Origin of the sequence: Brevirhabdus pacifica, assembly GCF_002797755.1 — a bacterium.
GTDB classification, from domain to species: domain Bacteria; phylum Pseudomonadota; class Alphaproteobacteria; order Rhodobacterales; family Rhodobacteraceae; genus Brevirhabdus; species Brevirhabdus pacifica.
This window is the reverse complement of sequence record NZ_PGFI01000011.1, coordinates 1,515,704-1,531,536: the sequence shown is the minus strand read 5'-3', so window position 1 is coordinate 1,531,536 and position 15,833 is coordinate 1,515,704. Positions and strand designations below refer to the sequence as shown.

Here is a 15,833-nt window from a genome sequence, read left to right as displayed (position 1 = left end):
CCCGGCAAAGACTAGTGCAGCCGATCCGATCCGCCAAGCAGCGCAAAGCCATGAGGTGTCGATGCAAATCCAGATGACCGCCGAGCAACTGACCGATTTTCTCCGCCGCGAATTTCCGCAGGTCGGCGAGGAGTTCGACATTTCCGAGCCTTGCGAGGCGGGGCTGACGGTGCGGCTGAAGGTCGACCACAAGCACCTGCGCCCCGGCGGCACCGTGTCGGGCCCGTCGATGTTCGCGCTGGCCGATGTCGCGGTCTACCTGCTGATCCTGTCAAGGATCGGCCCCCAAGGCCTTGCGGTAACGACGAATATCTCGATGGACTTCATGCGCAAGCCCGCCGCCGGTGTTGACCTTTTGGCCGAGGCGCGGCTTTTGAAACTGGGCCGCGTGCTGGCCGTGGGCGACGTGCTGATCCGGTCGGAAGGCGATGACCGGCCGGTCGCCCGGGCCTCGATGACCTATTCGCTGCCGCCAAAGGGCTGAGTGCCGACACTCAATGAAAAAGGCCGGTCCCGGATGATCGGGACCGGCCTTTTCAATGGGTTGGCATCCGTCGCGAAGGCGCGGGATCAGCCAGCGACGATCTTCTGGATGTAGCCCGGCAGGGCAAAGGCCGCCTTGTGCACCGCGGGGGTGTAGTAGTCGGTCTCGATACCCGCCGCGGCGAAGCGGCTTTCGAGGGTCTCCAGCGTGACCTCGCCCGCCGCGCCATCGGTGCCCCAGCCAAGGGCCATCGGGCCGCCGGCATAGGTGGGGATGGTCGCGATGTAACAGCCCGCATCGGCAAAAAGCCCGCGGAAAATGCGCATCGTGCCGGCCAGCTCGTCGCCCTGCATGAAGGGCACGCCGTTCTGGGTGACCAGAATACCGCCTTGGGTCAGGCACCGCTTGGCCTTGCCGTAGAACGTGTCGGTGAACAGCACCTCGCCGGGGCCGACCGGGTCGGTCGAATCGACGATGATGACGTCGAACCGCGCCTCGGTCTCGGCGACGAAAGCCGCGCCGTCCGCGATCACCAGCTCAAGCCGGGGATCGTCGAAGGCGCCGGCGCTGAGCGTCGGCAGATACTGCTTGGAGAACTCGACCACGCCGGCGTCGATCTCGACCATGGTGACATGCTCGACCGAGGCGTGGCGCAGCACTTCGCGGGCCATGCCGCCGTCGCCGCCGCCGATGATCAACACGCGCTTTGCCGCCCCGTGGGCCAGGATCGGCACATGGGTCAGCATCTCATGGTAGATGAAATTGTCGGCCTCGGTGGTCTGGACCACGCCGTCCAGTGTCAGAACCCGGCCAAAGGTCGGGTTCTGGAACACGCGCAGGCGCTGATGCTCGGTCTTGCTGTCGTAAAGCAGCTCGTCGATGCGCAGGCCCTGGGAGTAGTCGGCGTGAAGGTCCTCGCGGAACCAGTCACTCATGCCGCCGCCTCATCCGTCACCAGACCGTCACCGCGCAGCAGCTCCTTGACCCGAACGTCCTCGGTGCCGAAGGCGGCCTTGAGCACGCCGACGGCGCGCCAGGGCTCGGCATCGCCGCACATGAAGACGTCGAACGCGCCATAGCCGATCTCGGGCCAAGTGTGGACGCTGATGTGGCTTTCGGCCAGCACTGCCACGCCGCTCACGCCCTGGGGGCTGAACTTGTGGGTGTGGATGTGCAGCAGGGTGGCGCCGCATTCGTCGACACAGTCACGGAACGCCTTCTGGATCCGGCCCTCGTCGTCAAGCCCGTGGCCGTTGACGACCTCGATGATCAGATGCGTGCCGGCGAACACCCGGCCTTCGCGGCGGATGAAATGGTCGTCACGGTTCTCGTCGAATACGTCACGGACGAAGGCTGCGGGGGCAGCGTTCGTGCCACGGGATGTGTCTTCCGCATGGGCGCCTGTCTCCAGACCGATCCCCAGTTGGAAGAGGTTGGCGTCTTTCATGGCGCTCCCCTTCTTTCCAGTAGATTGAATCCAGAGGTTCCTTAGCGCCCCCCCAGCCCGCAAAGGCCAAGGTTGGGATCGGTCCCTCTCAATGGTCCGCCGCACTTATTTGGCCTGCCGATTCAGATCAACCCTTTTTTCCGGCTGACCAAAAAAAGAGGCCGGAAGATGCCCGGCCTCCATTGTGCTGCGAGTGTGGATATGAGGGGGCGGGCACCGCCGATCAAGGGGGGGCCGCCGACACACGGGGGCGTCAGCCCTGCCAGAAGGGCCGGTTGGCCTCGGCCCGCATCTCCTCGCGGGTCAGGCCGACATCGCGCAGCGCCTCGTCCGACAGGTTGGCCAGGGCGGCGCGGGTGCGTGCGCGCGTGCTCCAGGTCATTGCCATCACCGCCATGCGCAGCGCCACCTTCGACATGACCGGCAGCGGTGCGCCGGCAGCAAAAGACCTGAGCATTGCAGTTTCGGTCGGTGTGAGGGTGGCCATGATCCTGTCTCCGGAAGGTGTATTGATACAATTAGGTGTTTCAACCTGTGGGCAACCTAGGGTAAAGCGATACAAAACCGCTAGGGAAACATTGTTATGGGTACAAATTGGGCGCCGACTGAGTTTAAGGACGGCTTTGCGTCCGGCAGCCCGAAGTATGCTGTATTGGTACAATCCCTGCGTGGCGCCATCCGCTCGGGCGAGTTGCCGGCCGGCGCCCGGCTGCCGCCGGTGCGGGAGCTGGCGTGGAAGTTGGGAATTACCCCCGGTACGGTTGCCCGGGCCTACCGCATGGCGGTGGAGGAGGGGTTGCTGGAGGCCGCCGTCGGGCGCGGCACCTTCGTGGCCGGCGAGGCCGAGCGGCGCCCCGAACCCGACAAACCGCTCCTCAACCTCGAACAGCCCGACATGGCCGATTTCCGCGGCTGCCATGTGCCCGACGTGGGCCAGGGCGCGGTCATCCGTGACATCATGGCCCAGCTGGCGCGGGATCCGGCCCATGATTACGTGGACTATCCCAATCATGTGACCGACCTGCCGGCGCGACAGGCGGTCTGTGACTGGATCGGCGACGACCGCGCGGGGCGGGTCGTGCCCGATGACGTGGTGCTGGGCTTTGGCGCCCAGAACTCTGCCATGATGTGCCTTCAGGCCTGTCTGACGGGCCTGACCCCGGTCATCATGACCGAGCAGCTTGCCTATCCCGGGGTGCGCCATGCCGCGCGCCTGCTGCGGGCCAAGATCGTCGGGGTCGAGATGGACGACCAAGGCATCCGGCCCGACAGCCTCGAGGCCGCCTATCGCACCCATGGCGGACAGGTGCTGATGACCTCGGCCGAGGTTCACAGCCCGACCACCGTGCGCACGACGCTGGAGCGGCGCCGCCAGATCGCCGAAGTGGCCCGCCGCTACCAGTTCCACATCATCGAGGACGATTGCCACCGGGTGGCCCTGTCCCCGGTGCCCAGCTATCGCGCCCTGTGCCCCGAGCAGGCGTGGTACGTCTCGTCCATCACCAAATGCGTCAGCGGCGCCCTGCGCTTCGGCTTTGCCATCTGCCCGGCCAGCCATGCCCAGATGGCCCGCCAGGTGGCGCAATCGTCCTTCTACGGCATCTCGCAGCCGATCGCGGATCTGAGCGCGCGGCTGATCCGGTCGGGTGCTGCCGAGGAGATCCGCGCCCGGGTCGAGGCCAGCATCGCCGAACGCGTCCGCCTGGCCGTGAACGAGATGGGAAGCTGGGACATCGCCTGGCGACCCGACGCGCCATTCCTGTGGATGAAGCTGCCGACGGGGTGGCGCGGATCGACCTTTGGGATGGCCTGCGAGGGGGCCAAGATCCGGGTCAAGCCGGCTGACGAGTTTGCCCTGCCGGACGGGGCCGCGCCCCATGCCGTGCGCCTTGCCCTGAACGCGGACATGCCCGAGGCGCGGTTCCGCGCGGCCCTCGCCACGATGAGCGATTTCCTGCAGCGGCCGCCGGCGGGCGTGGATATTTGAGCGACAATGAAGGGCAGGGCGGGCGTTGACCGTGGGGTGTTTTAATACCTAATTTGTAAGATGCTGTTTTGGCTTGTTTTAATCAGGAATTGGGGACTTGAAGCCGGGCGCGATCCGTTTATAACCCGGCCATCCCATTCCGGCAGGGGCATGATGCGCCTGTCACACCCAGCACACAGGGTAACGAACCTATGAAAACCTTTACCGCCACTCCGGCGGATATCGACAAGAAATGGATCCTGATCGACGCCGAGGGCGTCGTTCTTGGCCGTCTTGCCGCTATCGTCGCCACCCGCCTTCGCGGCAAGCACAAGCCCAGCTTCACCCCGTCCCAGGACATGGGTGACAATGTCATCGTGATCAACGCCGACAAGATCCAGCTGACCGGCAACAAGCGCATGAAGCCCAACTACTGGCACACCGGTTATCCGGGCGGCATCAAGTCCCGCACCACCGGCCAGATCCTGGAAGGCGAGCACCCCGAGCGCGTCGTCATCCAGGCCGTCAAGCGCATGCTGCCCGGTGGCAAGCTGAGCCGTCAGCAGATGACCAACCTTCGCGTCTATGCCGGTGCCGAGCACGGCCACGAGGCCCAGAGCCCCGAAGTCCTGGACGTGAAATCCATGAACTCCAAGAACACGCGGAGCTGAGCAGATGGCTGAAGATATCAAAACTCTGGACGGCCTGCGCGACGCCGTCACCGACGACATCGGTGGCGTTCAGGGCACCGCCGACATGATCAACCGCGAGCCCCAGCGCGACGAGCTGGGCCGTTCCTACGCCACCGGCAAGCGCAAGGACGCGGTCGCCCGCGTCTGGATCAAGCCCGGTTCGGGCAAGGTCACCGTCAACGGCAAGCCGATCAACGCGTATTTCGCGCGCCCCGTGCTTCAGATGATCCTCAAGCAGCCGTTCCAGGTTGCTGGCGTGGAAGGTGAATTCGACGTCACCGCGACCGTCAAGGGCGGTGGTCTTTCGGGTCAGGCCGGTGCGGTCAAGCACGGCATCTCGAAGGCGCTGCAGCTTTACGAACCCTCGCTGCGTGGCGCGCTGAAGGCCGCCGGCTTCCTGACCCGCGACAGCCGCGTGGTCGAGCGGAAGAAATACGGCCGCGCCAAGGCCCGCAAGAGCTTCCAGTTCTCCAAGCGCTGATCTTTCAGCCTTGTGGAATTGCGAAAGACCGCCCCCCCGGGGGCGGTCTTTTTCTTTGGGAGCGCGCGCGGCGGGGCGGGCGGGGCGAGTTACCCCTCCAACCGGTAGCGCATCTGGACCAGCCCCGACGGAAACTGCTGCACATCACACAGGGTCAGGGGGATATCCGCGCCGAGCGGTCCAAACAGGCGGATGCCCTCGCCGATCAGCACCGGCGCTAGGGCGATGCGCATCTCGGCGATCAGCCCCGCCTTCAGAAATGACCGGATGACCGCCGCGCCATCCACATAGACCCTCCCCGCCCCGCGCCGTCCAAGCTCGGTCATCACATCGCGCGGGGACAGGCGGCTGATCTCCGCCTTGCCGGACAGGCGGGCCGGAACATCGGCATCGTCCATCCGTGACGACAGCACGACCACCGGCTTGCGATAGGCCCAGTGGCCGAAGCCCAGGACCGAGCGGAACGAATTCGCCCCCATGACGATCGCATCCACACTGTCCTGAAACGCCTCGAATCCGTGATCCTCGCCGTCGGTGTCCAGTCGCATCAGCCAGTCCAGCCGGTGATCGGGCCGGGCGACGAAGCCGTCCAGACTTATCGCCATCATCGCCTGTCCGGCGGGCAGTTCCATCGCAATTCTCCTTACCGGTCGGGGGGTAGTAGGCCCAGCCCTCGCAGGTAGATGCCGATGCCGGTTTCCAGCAGTTCTTCGGGCGGGAAGGGGGAGCGGGTGCCGGGCGCGCCGCGGGCGAAAAGCTCGACCACGCCGTGGCTGAGGGCCCAGATATGGGCCGAGAACATCTGGGGCGGCGGGCGCCGCTCGGCGGGGATGTGCTCGGCCAGCTCCATCGCCGCGCGCTCGACCACGCCGAAGCCGCGGGCGACCACGGCGGCCAGTTCAGGCGTGCGGTTGGTCGAGATGCCGCTTTCGAACATGGCGACGTAATGGCCCGGGTAGGCGTGGGCGAATTCCAGATAGGCCCGCGCCGTCGCCTCGAACCGGGCCAGGGCGTTGCCCGAGGCGCGGTCGGCGCCGGCGGCGCGGGCGGCCTCTTCCATGCGGTCGGCGAAGATCTCGTAGCCCTGGCGGGCGGCCTCGGCGATCAGGTCCTCGCGCCCGTCGAAATGGCGGTAGACGGCGGCGGGGGTGACGCCGGCCTGCTTGGCGGCCTCGGCCAGGGTGAAGCCGGTGGGGCCGCGGGTCTCGATCAAGCCCAGGGCGGCCTCGATCAGCGCCTGGCGGAGGTTGCCGTGGTGATAGCCCCTCTTAACCATGCCAGATGTCCGGCCCGCCGCTGATCGCGGGATCGGGGGCGCCCACCACTTCGGCGTTGCGACCCTCGTAGGGCAGGGCCGCGAGCAGCCGCCGGATCACCGCCAGCCGCGCCCGGCGCTTGTCGTCGGCGCGCACCACCGTCCAGGGGGCGGTGGGGGTGTGGGTGCGGGCGAACATCTCTTCGATCGCCTCGGAATAGGAATCCCACTGGGCCAGCCCCTCGACGTCGATGCGGCTGAGCTTCCATTGCTTGAGCGGATCGGCCTCCCGCGCGAGCATGCGATTGAGCTGTTCGGCGCGGCCGACGTTCAGCCAGACCTTGATGAGGGTGATCCCCTCCTCGACCAGCATGTTCTCGAAATCGGGGACCTGGTTGAAGAAATGTTCGCGCTGCGCGTCGGTGCTGAAGCCGAAGACCCGTTCGACCACGGCGCGATTGTACCAGCTGCGGTCGAAAAGGACGATCTCGCCGGCGGCGGGAAGGTGCTGCACGTAGCGTTGGAAATACCACTGGGTCATTTCGCGGTCGCTGGGTTTGGCCAAGGCGACGGTATGGGTGTGGCGGGGGTTCTGGTTGGCGCGGATGCGGGCGATGGTGCCACCCTTGCCGGCGGCGTCCCGCCCCTCGAACACCATGCAGACCCGCTGTCCCGAGGCGCGGACCCAGCGTTGCAGGCGCACCAGCTCGATCTGGAGGGCGTCCATCTGCGCCTCGTAGTCGCGGCGTTTCATGCGCCGGTCATAGGGATAGCTGTCGGAGAGGATGGGCCGGTCGCCCGCGGCCTCGACGGCGGCGCGGACATTGGCGGGGGCCTGCTGCTGGTAATACTTGGTGATCGCACCGACGAATGGCGGTTCCATGCTGTTTTTCCCTTGCTGTCGCGTCAGCTTAGCAGGCCGGGCCTCAGCGCGGCAATGCGCGTCGCGCGGCCCGGTCCAGCGCCTCGATCACCGCGTCCTGGGCGACCTGATGGGGCATGTGCCCGATGCCCGGCAACAGGGTGAGGGCGGCGCCGGGGATCTGCTGTGACAGGGGGATCGCATGGACGTCGTGGGGCACGATGGGATCGGCGGTGCCGTGGATGATCTCGACCGGGCGACGGATGCCGGGGTAAAGGCGGCGCAGCGCCTCGACCTCGGGCTTCAGGTCGGCCCGCTGGTCGGCGTTGGCGCGCATGGTCTGGCGCCGCAGGGTCAGGCCGGCCCCGATATGGGCGGCGTAACCGGGCGGGGCGACTTGGGGTTCGAACACCTCGGCGACGGCGGCGTTGACCGTGGCCTCGCTGACGAAGGCGCTAATGAGCGGCACGGCAAATTGGCTGCCGAGGCGGCTGGATGTCACCCGGTAGAAAAGGGGCAGCCCGTCGGGCCAGGTCTGCGACACGGCCGAGACCAGGACGAGGCCCGAATAACTGTCAGGCCGGGTCGCGGCCCAGGCCAGGGCGACGGCCCCGCCATAGCTTTGGCCCAGCACCAGGGGCCGCTTGGCCCCGAGGGCGGCGGCGGCCTTGGACAGGACGCGGGCCTGGTCGGTCAGGCCGTTGGCCTCTGCCGGAAGCGGGTCGCTGTAGCCAAGACCGGGCCGATCAAAGGCGATCACCCGGTAGCGTTCGGCCAGCCGGTCGACCATCGAGAAGGTGAAATCGCGCAGGTTGCCCGAAAGCCCGTGGATCAGCACGACGTCGGGGCCCTTGCCCCGCACCACGGCGTGCAGGCGCAGATCCTCGACCTCGACCATCTGGCCCAGGGGCGGGAAGGCGCGCTCGGCCTCGGCCTCGCGCTCGGCGGCGCGGCGATCGACAAGGGCCGAGCAGCCGGCAAGCAGCGCGGCGCTCAGCAGAAGAAGAAGGAGCTTAAGACCCAATGGCGTTCCGGTCGAATGGCGTGGATTGATAGATCTGGTTGATCCAGTTGCCATATAGAAGGTGCGCGTGACTTCTCCAGCGATTTTGCGGCGCCATCGAGGGATCGTCATCGGGGTAGTAGTTGCAGGGCACGTTGATCGCCCGGCCCTCGGCCACGTCGCGGTCGTATTCCTCTTTCAGGGTGCCGCTGTCGTATTCGAGATGGTTGAAGATGTAGAGGGCGCGGTTGGCCGGATCCTCGACCAGGCAGGGGCCGACCTCGTCCGAGCCGAGCAGCGTCGTCAGACCGGGGCGGGCGTCGATCTCCTGCTGGCGCATCTCGGTCCAGCGGCTGACCGGCACCACCAGGTCATCGGAGAAGCCCCGCAGATAGGGCGAGGAGGGCGCCAGGTTCCGGTGCCGGAAACAGCCGAAGGCCTTGGCGTCCAGCATGTGCTTTCCGACCCCGTGGAAGTGATGGATCAGCGCCATCCCGCCCCAGCAGACGCCGAAGGTCGAGTGCACGTTGGTCCGGGTCCAGTCCATAACCTGGCGCAGCTCGTCCCAGTAGGTCACCTCCTCGAAGGGCAGATGTTCGATCGGGGCGCCGGTGATGATGAGCCCGTCGAACTTCTGGTCCACCACCTCCTGGAAGGGGCGATAGAACTCCTCCATGTGGGCGGGGGCGGTGTTGCGCGCCTGATGCTCGGACATGCGGATCAGGCTCAGTTCGATCTGCAGGGGGGTGGCACCGATCAGCCGCGCGAACTGGTTCTCGGTCTGGATCTTCTTGGGCATCAGGTTCAGCAGCCCGATATGGAGCGGCCGGATATCCTGCCGCGCCGCATCGGTGTCCGACATCACCATCACGCCCTCGTTCGACAGGACGTCGAAGGCGGGCAGGTTCTCGGGCAGGGTGATGGGCATCGGTAGGTTCTCTTTCTGAAGATCCGTGGGGGCAGGCCGCCGGGGTCAGAGGGGCGGGTCCTGAGTTATTGCTCCGCGGCGCGCCTGCCAAGGGCCTCGCCGATCAGGGCGTTGAAATCGGCCTCGTCGCGGACGCGGGCCACGTCGGTCGCATCGACCGTCACGCCCCACTTGCGCGCCATGGCGTCATAGATCGGCTGGCGATGGTCCATGGCCTGGCGATAGGCCCAGCGCACGAAGGCGTCGGGATCCACCTGATCGGGGGTTACGGCGTTCTCCCGCAGGTAGTCGTCCCACAGCTTGTCGCGGAAATCCGGACGGTAATACATGGGCTTGGGGGACTTTCTGAACCTGCGCTCAAGCTCGTCCACATGATCGTCACTGCCTCGGATCCAGACCAGCAGCAGGTTGCGCGACAGGGTCGTCAGGACCGGATCCTCGGGATCGTCGGGATCCACCACCTCGCAGATGGATCCGCCCGTGTCGCAGACGAAATTCTCGTAGCCGTAGATCTCGGACGCGCGGGCGATGAAATGGGGCGTGTCCATCAGCGCGGCGATCTCGCCGACCCGGTGCTGGGCCTGGCGGCGGCGATATTCCTCGATCGGCAGGCCGCCACGCTCGGGGTCGCCGGGCTTGCCGAGGTAGGTCGACAGCGGCGACAGGTTATCGAAGGTGATGTTCGAGCCGATGTAGATGGAATCGCTGCGCAGAAGCTCGGCCAGAAAGGGCGTCTTCATCGCCTCGCGCTTGAAGTTGTCGACGATATGCTCGCCCATGTAGCGGGTGCCGATCCGGTAATCGACCGAGAAATGGAACCAGCTCGCGTCGTCCCGCAGCATCGACGAGATGTGGGTCTTGCCCAGCCCGGACATGCCGAACAGCAGCACCCGTCGGGCGCTGGCGTCTTCCCATTGCTGCCGGTCGGCGTAAAGCATGTCCATCTGCTGTCCCTGGTTCCTGTCCGTGGCGGATCAGGCTGTGACTAGCAGGGAAGGCGCGTGGGCTTCAATTGCAAAGCCCGGTTATGAGGGCGGGCAGGTATCGCGCGGGGTGGGAATGCCACATGAAAAAGGGCCCGCCATTGCCGGCGGGCCCCTGGTATCGCTGCCTCGGCAGGCCTTTAGAAGTGGTAGCCCACCTTGATGCCGATCGAGACGATGTCGTTGTCGGTGAAGGTCGCGCGCGAGGTGTTCTGGGTCTGGGGCTGTGCATCGCCCAGCTTGGTGTAGCGCACGCCGCCCGACAGGGTGACCTTGTCCAGCTCGTATTTCAGGCCGACGCTCAGCCAGTGGCGGCCGTTGGCCGGGGTGAGCGGCGAGACCAGGTCGCTTTTCTCGCCCGGCTCATAGCCCAGCGAGACCGAGCCCGACAGGACGTCGGTGATCTTGCGGCCGACGCCGATTGTGTAGGTGGTGACGTCGGGCAGGTTGATGAGGCTGGCGCCGCCGGTATTGGCGTTGAAGAAGGCCGGCGACAGCTTGACGTCCGACCAGTTGGCATGGCGGATCGAGCCGAAGACCAGGGTGCCCGGCGCAACGCCGCTCTGGACTTCGAGGTTGATCGCCTCGGGGGTCTCAAGCCGGGTAGTGCCGGTATTGACCACCGCGCCGTTGACCGATTCCGTCGCCGTCAGGTCGTGGGTGACCTTCGAGTGGTAGGTCAGCGAGGCGCGCATCGCGATCTCGGGGATCTCGTAGGCCGCACCCACCAGGAAACCGGTGGAACGGTCCTCGCCCAGGTTGACCGCGTAGCCGCTGAGGCCGCCATAGGCCAGGCCCGACAGGCCGACGTTGCCCTCGATGCTCTGGTAACGCAGGCCGGCGTGGAAGCTGACACGCTCGTTCATGTGGTAGCGGCCGATGGCGCTGACGGCGCTGCTGTCGGCCTTGACCGTGGTGCCACCGAAGGCCGAGCCGGCCGGGTTGCCGGAATAGCGGATATCCGAGCCGTAGGGCTGGTCCACGATAAAGGTCATCGAGAGGTTCGGGGCGTATTGGAACTTCACCGCCGCGCCGAAGAGGCCGAAGTCCTCGGCCACGTCCTCGATGGTCTGGGGGACGGTGGTGTCGGTGCCCGACGCCTTGGGCTTGACCCGGGCAAAGGACAGCTCGGCATAGTTGCCGGTCTCGAAGATGGGCGAGATGTTGTTGTAGCTGCGGTCAAGCGCGCCGGCATTTGCGCCCGTGGCCGTGGCAGTGACAGCCAAAGCGGCGGCTGACAGGTATCCCTTGCGGATCATCGCGTTTCCTCCCTGAAACGATCATGACGTTGAGGTCAATCTAGCGATGATCCGAAAATTCCGGCAAGCGGTGACGGAGCGTCAGCAAGGACGCGGGCCTACTGGATGACACAAAACTGCAACAGGGTGTGGCGCGCGGGAGATCACTCCCACTCGATGGTTCCCGGAGGCTTCGAGGTGATGTCGTAGGTCACGCGGTTGATGCCCGGCACCTCGTTGATGATCCGCGTGGCGGTTTCGCCAAGGAAATCATGGGAGAACGGGTAGTAGTCGGCGGTCATCCCGTCGACCGAGGTCACCGCCCGCAGGGCGCAGGCGAAGTCATAGGTCCGCCCGTCGCCCATGACGCCCACGGTGCGCACCGGCAGGATCGCGACGAACGCCTGCCAGATCTCGTCATAAAGTCCGTGGCGGCGAATCTGGTCGATGTAGACCGCGTCGGCCTTGCGCAGAATCGCCAGCTTCTCGCGGGTGATCTCGCCGGGGCAGCGGATGGCCAGACCCGGTCCGGGGAAGGGGTGGCGGCCGATGAAGGCGTCGGGGAGGCCAAGCTCGCGGCCCAGCGCGCGGACCTCGTCCTTGAACAACTCGCGCAGGGGTTCGACCAGCTTCAGGCCCATCTTTTCGGGCAGGCCGCCGACGTTGTGGTGGCTTTTGATCGTGACCGAGGGGCCGCCCGAGAACGAGACCGACTCGATCACGTCGGGGTATAGCGTGCCCTGGGCCAGGAATTTGGCGCCGCCGACCTCGTTGGCGTGTTTCTGGAACACGTCGATGAAGAGACGGCCGATGATCTTGCGCTTGGTCTCGGGGTCGCTGACGCCGTCCAATTCGCCCAGAAACAGCTCCTGCTCGTCGGCGTGGATGAGCTGCATGTTGTAGTGGTCGCGGAACATGGTCACGACCTCTTCGGCTTCGCCCTGACGCAGCAGGCCGTGATCGACGAAAACGCACGTCAGCTGATCGCCGATGGCCTCGTGGATCAGCACGGCGGCGACCGAGCTGTCGACCCCGCCCGAGAGACCACAGATCACCTTGGCGTCGCCCACCTGTTCGCGGATCTGGCGGATTGCCTCGTCGCGGTAGGCGTCCATCGTCCAGTCGCCCTTGAACCCGGCCAGACGCACGAAGTTCTGGAAAAGGCTGCGACCGTTGGGGGTGTGGTGCACCTCGGGGTGGAACTGCACCGCGAAGAAGTTGCGGCTAAGATCGGCGGTGACCGCGAAGGGCGCGTTGGGCGAGGTGCCGTAGACGGCAAAGCCGGGCGCAAGCCGCGAGACGTGGTCGCCGTGGCTCATCCAGACCTGTTCGCGCTGCTCCAGGAACCAGCCGGTCAGAAGGTCGATGCGATCTTCCTCGGGCTGGACATAGGCGCGACCGAACTCGGCGGTGCCATGGCCGCGCAGGACCTCGCCGCCCAGCATCTGCATCATCACCTGCTGACCATAGCAGATGCCCAAGACCGGCACGCCCATCTCGAACACCCGCGCGGGGGGGCGGGGCGAGTCGGTGTCGATCACGCTGGCCGGTCCGCCCGACAGGATCACAGCCCGGGGCGCGAAGTCCTCGAGGAAGTCATCGGTCACGTTCTGGAACGGGTGGATCTCGCAATAGACGTTGAGCTCCCGCAGGCGGCGCGCGATGAGCTGCGTGACCTGAGAGCCGAAGTCGATGATGAGAAGGCGGTCGTGGTTCTGATCTGTCATGGCGGTCTGTTAAGGCCGCCGCCCGGATCGCGCAAGAGGATGGTTGCGCGCGGGCGCGGTGAGAGGCCGCGCGAATTGGTTGCGGGCATGGGGGGCGGGCAGGGGGCCGGGCCTGCGCCTCAGGTGCCGCCCTCGCCCTGGGGCGCGCCGGTGCGGGCGCCGCGTTCGCGGTAGGGGGTGATCGCGTAATGGGCCCGGTAGCATTTCGAGAAATGCGAAGGCGAAGCAAAGCCGCAGGCCAGCGCCACATTGATGACGCTCATGTCCGTCTGCATCAGCAGGTTGCGCGCCTTTTGAAGCCTGAGCTCCATGTAGTAGCGCTTGGGCGAGCGGGAAAGGTAGCGGCGGAACAGCCGCTCAAGCTGCCGCGTCGACATGCCCACATCCCGGGCCAGAATGGCAGGGCTGATCGGCTCCTCGATGTTGCGCTCCATGATCTGGATGACCTGGCTCAGCTTGGGGTGGCGGACGCCGATGCGGGTGGGTACCGACAGGCGCTGAGTGTCACGATCGGTGCGGATGGCGCTGTAGATAAGCTGATCGGCGACGTGGCTGGCAAGGTCGGGCCCATGGTCGCGGGCGATGATCTGAAGCATCAGGTCGACAGAGGCGGTGCCGCCGGCGGTGGTGATGCGGTTGCCATCGATGACGAAGACCGACTTGGTGAGTTCGACATCCTCGAACTCTTCCTCGAAACTGTCCTGGTTCTCCCAATGGATGGTGGCACGCTTGCCGTCCAGCAGGCCGGCCCGGGCCAGCGAGTAGCTGGCGGTGCAGAGCCCGCCGATAGTGGTGCCGCGCCGCGATTCCCGCCGCAACCAGTTGAGAAGCTTGGGCGTCGTCGCCGCCTGGATGTCGAGGCCGCCGCACAGAAGTGCGGTATCGTGACGCTCCAGCTCGCCCAGATCGCCATCAAGCGCGAAGGAGGTGCCGGCCGAACAGGTGACCTGGGTGCCACCCTCGCCGACCAGAATCCACTGATAGACCTGGCGCCCGGCCATGCGGTTGGCGATGCGCAGCGCCTCGATCGCGCAGGCAAAGCACAGCAGGGTGAATCCGTCCAGCAGAACGAAGACGAAGCGGTGGGGCCGGGTCGCGCGCGCGCCGTCGGCACGGGCCTCGGCTGGGGTTGATACCGGTTCTTTCATCGCACTGCCTTCCACTGCCGTTCCATCACGGATGCACATTGCGGCGCGCCTTCGCAATAGGTCGCGGATTATCCACTGGCCCTCGGGGCCTCGCGATTCTATAAATCAGCCCTTCGATGCCGAAACGCCAATGTGGAGCTGAGACGATGACACGGGCCTGGAGCAAGTCGGACTGGCGCAACAAACCGCGCGTCCAGATGCCGGAATACACTGACGAAGCCGCCCTGCAGGCGGTCGAGAGCCAGCTGTCGAAATATCCTCCGCTGGTCTTCGCCGGCGAGGCGCGCAAGCTCAAGAAATCCCTGGCCGAAGTTTCGGAAGGCCGCGCCTTCCTGCTTCAGGGGGGCGATTGCGCCGAAAGCTTCAGCGAGTTCAACGCCGACAACATCCGCGACACCTTCAAGGTGATGCTGCAGATGGCGATGGTGCTGACCTATGGTGCCAAGATGCCGATCGTGAAGGTCGGCCGCATGGCCGGGCAGTTCGCCAAGCCGCGCTCGGCCCCGACCGAGACCGTCAACGGCGTCGAGCTTCCCAGCTACCGCGGCGACATCATCAACGGGTTCGAGTTCACCGAGGCCGACCGCGTGCCCGATCCCCAGCGTATGTTGCAGGCCTATACCCAGGCCGCCGCCACGCTGAACCTGCTGCGCGCCTTCTCGCACGGGGGCTATGCCGACGTGCATCAGGTCCACGCCTGGACGCTGGGCTTCACCGACCGCGAAGAGGCCGAGAAATACCGCGACATGGCCAGCCGCATCTCGGACACGCTGGACTTCATGAAGGCCGCAGGCGTCACCCAGGACAACGCCCATACCCTGCAATCAGTGGATTTCTACACCAGCCACGAGGCCTTGCTGCTGGAATATGAAGAGGCGCTTTGCCGGACGGATTCCACCACCGGCCTGCCGGTGGCGGGCTCGGGCCACATGATCTGGATCGGCGACCGCACCCGTCAGCCCGACGGCGCCCATGTCGAATTCGCGCGCGGCGTGCAGAACCCGATCGGCCTGAAATGCGGCCCCTCGACCACGGCCGATGACCTCAAGGTGCTGATGAAGAAGCTGAACCCGGCCAACGAGGCTGGCCGCCTGACCCTGATCGCCCGTTTCGGTGCCGGTCAGGTGGGCGAGCATCTGCCGCGCCTGATCCGCGCCGTCCGCGAGGAAGGCGCCAAGGTGGTCTGGTCCTGCGATCCGATGCACGGCAACACGATCAAGTCCTCGACCGGCTACAAGACCCGGCCCTTCGAGTCGGTCTTGCGCGAGGTTCAGGAATTCTTCGCCATCCACAACGCCGAGGGCACCAACCCCGGCGGCGTGCATTTCGAGATGACGGGCCGCGACGTGACCGAGTGCACGGGCGGTGTCCGTGCCGTCACCGACGAGGACCTGTCGAACCGCTACTTCACCGCCTGCGACCCGCGCCTCAACGCGAGCCAGGCGCTGGAACTGGCCTTCCTGGTGGCCGAGGAGCTGTCCTCGCGCCAGGAAACCATCGCGGCGGCATCGATGTAAGGATCGGGCGGGCCGGTCCAGTGACCGGCGTCCTTGCGAAAACAAGGGGCGGGCATCGCGGTGTCCGCCCTTTTTCGTGCGCGATTCCCGCTTTCCTCGTGC

The 15,833-nt window shown here is 66.0% G+C and carries 17 protein-coding genes; 5 read left to right on the top strand and 12 right to left on the bottom strand.

Annotation, left to right across the window (positions count from 1 at the left end):
- The first annotated feature begins 61 nt into the window (after positions 1-61).
- Positions 62-484, top strand: coding sequence for a PaaI family thioesterase (locus CLV77_RS07415; protein ID WP_076978576.1), 423 nt, complete (start codon positions 62-64; stop codon positions 482-484).
- Between the two features lie 86 nt (positions 485-570).
- Here CLV77_RS07415 and speE read toward each other — a convergent pair whose 3' ends face one another.
- The 3 genes from speE to CLV77_RS07400 form a co-directional block, all read right to left on the bottom strand.
- Entirely contained in the window at positions 571-1,419 is an 849-nt protein-coding gene (speE, locus tag CLV77_RS07410; protein ID WP_076978577.1) for a polyamine aminopropyltransferase, read from the bottom strand.
- Positions 1,416-1,931, bottom strand: a complete 516-nt coding sequence (gene speD / locus CLV77_RS07405; RefSeq protein WP_076978578.1) for an adenosylmethionine decarboxylase — start codon at positions 1,929-1,931, stop codon at positions 1,416-1,418. The genes speE and speD overlap by 4 nt, the downstream gene beginning before the upstream one ends.
- 253 nt (positions 1,932-2,184) lie before the next feature.
- Positions 2,185-2,418, bottom strand: a complete 234-nt coding sequence (locus CLV77_RS07400; protein WP_076978579.1) for a DUF1127 domain-containing protein — start codon at positions 2,416-2,418, stop codon at positions 2,185-2,187.
- A 165-nt stretch (positions 2,419-2,583) separates the two neighbouring features.
- Here CLV77_RS07400 and CLV77_RS07395 point away from each other — a divergent pair, with 165 nt between their 5' ends.
- The 3 genes from CLV77_RS07395 to rpsI all read left to right on the top strand — a co-directional run bounded on the left by CLV77_RS07395 (position 2,584) and on the right by rpsI (position 5,070).
- A complete protein-coding gene (locus CLV77_RS07395; protein WP_233128127.1) occupies positions 2,584-3,918 on the top strand; it encodes an aminotransferase-like domain-containing protein in 1,335 nt (444 codons plus the stop codon).
- Positions 3,919-4,109: 191 nt separating this feature from the next.
- A complete protein-coding gene (rplM, locus tag CLV77_RS07390) occupies positions 4,110-4,568 on the top strand; it encodes a 50S ribosomal protein L13 (protein ID WP_076978581.1) in 459 nt (152 codons plus the stop codon).
- Positions 4,569-4,572: 4 nt separating this feature from the next.
- A complete protein-coding gene (rpsI, locus tag CLV77_RS07385) occupies positions 4,573-5,070 on the top strand; it encodes a 30S ribosomal protein S9 (protein ID WP_076978582.1) in 498 nt (165 codons plus the stop codon).
- Positions 5,071-5,159: 89 nt separating this feature from the next.
- On the opposite strand, the gene CLV77_RS07380 is transcribed toward rpsI, so the two are convergent.
- From CLV77_RS07380 to CLV77_RS07340, 9 genes are all read right to left on the bottom strand, one after another.
- Entirely contained in the window at positions 5,160-5,702 is a 543-nt protein-coding gene (locus tag CLV77_RS07380) for a dihydrofolate reductase family protein (protein ID WP_076978583.1), read from the bottom strand.
- 11 nt (positions 5,703-5,713) lie between these two features.
- A complete protein-coding gene (locus CLV77_RS07375; RefSeq protein WP_076978584.1) occupies positions 5,714-6,346 on the bottom strand; it encodes a TetR/AcrR family transcriptional regulator in 633 nt (210 codons plus the stop codon).
- The gene (ppk2, locus tag CLV77_RS07370; protein WP_076978585.1) at positions 6,339-7,208 is read right to left on the bottom strand and encodes a polyphosphate kinase 2; all 870 of its coding nucleotides are present in this window, start codon (positions 7,206-7,208) and stop codon (positions 6,339-6,341) included. The genes CLV77_RS07375 and ppk2 overlap by 8 nt, the downstream gene beginning before the upstream one ends.
- A 43-nt stretch (positions 7,209-7,251) precedes the next feature.
- On the bottom strand, positions 7,252-8,211 hold the full coding sequence (locus CLV77_RS07365; protein WP_076978586.1) for an alpha/beta fold hydrolase: 960 nt from the start codon (positions 8,209-8,211) through the stop codon (positions 7,252-7,254).
- On the bottom strand, positions 8,201-9,118 hold the full coding sequence (gene metA / locus CLV77_RS07360; protein ID WP_076978587.1) for a homoserine O-acetyltransferase MetA: 918 nt from the start codon (positions 9,116-9,118) through the stop codon (positions 8,201-8,203). The genes CLV77_RS07365 and metA overlap by 11 nt, the downstream gene beginning before the upstream one ends.
- Before the next feature lie 65 nt (positions 9,119-9,183).
- Positions 9,184-10,056: an ATPase gene (locus CLV77_RS07355; protein ID WP_076980915.1), complete on the bottom strand. Its 873-nt coding sequence runs from the start codon at positions 10,054-10,056 to the stop codon at positions 9,184-9,186.
- A gap of 185 nt (positions 10,057-10,241) precedes the next feature.
- Positions 10,242-11,360, bottom strand: a complete 1,119-nt coding sequence (locus CLV77_RS07350) for an OmpP1/FadL family transporter (protein ID WP_076978588.1) — start codon at positions 11,358-11,360, stop codon at positions 10,242-10,244.
- A 143-nt stretch (positions 11,361-11,503) separates the two neighbouring features.
- Positions 11,504-13,066, bottom strand: coding sequence for a glutamine-hydrolyzing GMP synthase (gene guaA / locus CLV77_RS07345; RefSeq protein ID WP_076978589.1), 1,563 nt, complete (start codon positions 13,064-13,066; stop codon positions 11,504-11,506).
- A gap of 119 nt (positions 13,067-13,185) precedes the next feature.
- Positions 13,186-14,214: a GlxA family transcriptional regulator gene (locus tag CLV77_RS07340; protein ID WP_076978590.1), complete on the bottom strand. Its 1,029-nt coding sequence runs from the start codon at positions 14,212-14,214 to the stop codon at positions 13,186-13,188.
- Positions 14,215-14,360: 146 nt separating this feature from the next.
- On the opposite strand from CLV77_RS07340, the gene CLV77_RS07335 reads away from it, so the two are divergent.
- On the top strand, positions 14,361-15,731 hold the full coding sequence (locus CLV77_RS07335; RefSeq protein ID WP_076978591.1) for a class II 3-deoxy-7-phosphoheptulonate synthase: 1,371 nt from the start codon (positions 14,361-14,363) through the stop codon (positions 15,729-15,731).
- Positions 15,732-15,833 lie beyond the last annotated feature (102 nt).

Coding starts and splice junctions, on each gene's coding strand:
- CLV77_RS07415 (WP_076978576.1), top strand. CDS start 62: ATGCAAATCCAGATGACCGCCGAGCAACTGACCGATTTTCTCCGCCGC.
- speE (WP_076978577.1), bottom strand. CDS start 1,419: ATGAGTGACTGGTTCCGCGAGGACCTTCACGCCGACTACTCCCAGGGC.
- speD (WP_076978578.1), bottom strand. CDS start 1,931: ATGAAAGACGCCAACCTCTTCCAACTGGGGATCGGTCTGGAGACAGGC.
- CLV77_RS07400 (WP_076978579.1), bottom strand. CDS start 2,418: ATGGCCACCCTCACACCGACCGAAACTGCAATGCTCAGGTCTTTTGCT.
- rplM (WP_076978581.1), top strand. CDS start 4,110: ATGAAAACCTTTACCGCCACTCCGGCGGATATCGACAAGAAATGGATC.
- rpsI (WP_076978582.1), top strand. CDS start 4,573: ATGGCTGAAGATATCAAAACTCTGGACGGCCTGCGCGACGCCGTCACC.
- CLV77_RS07380 (WP_076978583.1), bottom strand. CDS start 5,702: ATGGAACTGCCCGCCGGACAGGCGATGATGGCGATAAGTCTGGACGGC.
- CLV77_RS07375 (WP_076978584.1), bottom strand. CDS start 6,346: ATGGTTAAGAGGGGCTATCACCACGGCAACCTCCGCCAGGCGCTGATC.
- ppk2 (WP_076978585.1), bottom strand. CDS start 7,208: ATGGAACCGCCATTCGTCGGTGCGATCACCAAGTATTACCAGCAGCAG.
- metA (WP_076978587.1), bottom strand. CDS start 9,118: ATGCCCATCACCCTGCCCGAGAACCTGCCCGCCTTCGACGTCCTGTCG.
- CLV77_RS07355 (WP_076980915.1), bottom strand. CDS start 10,056: ATGCTTTACGCCGACCGGCAGCAATGGGAAGACGCCAGCGCCCGACGG.
- CLV77_RS07350 (WP_076978588.1), bottom strand. CDS start 11,360: ATGATCCGCAAGGGATACCTGTCAGCCGCCGCTTTGGCTGTCACTGCC.
- guaA (WP_076978589.1), bottom strand. CDS start 13,066: ATGACAGATCAGAACCACGACCGCCTTCTCATCATCGACTTCGGCTCT.
- CLV77_RS07340 (WP_076978590.1), bottom strand. CDS start 14,214: ATGAAAGAACCGGTATCAACCCCAGCCGAGGCCCGTGCCGACGGCGCG.
- CLV77_RS07335 (WP_076978591.1), top strand. CDS start 14,361: ATGACACGGGCCTGGAGCAAGTCGGACTGGCGCAACAAACCGCGCGTC.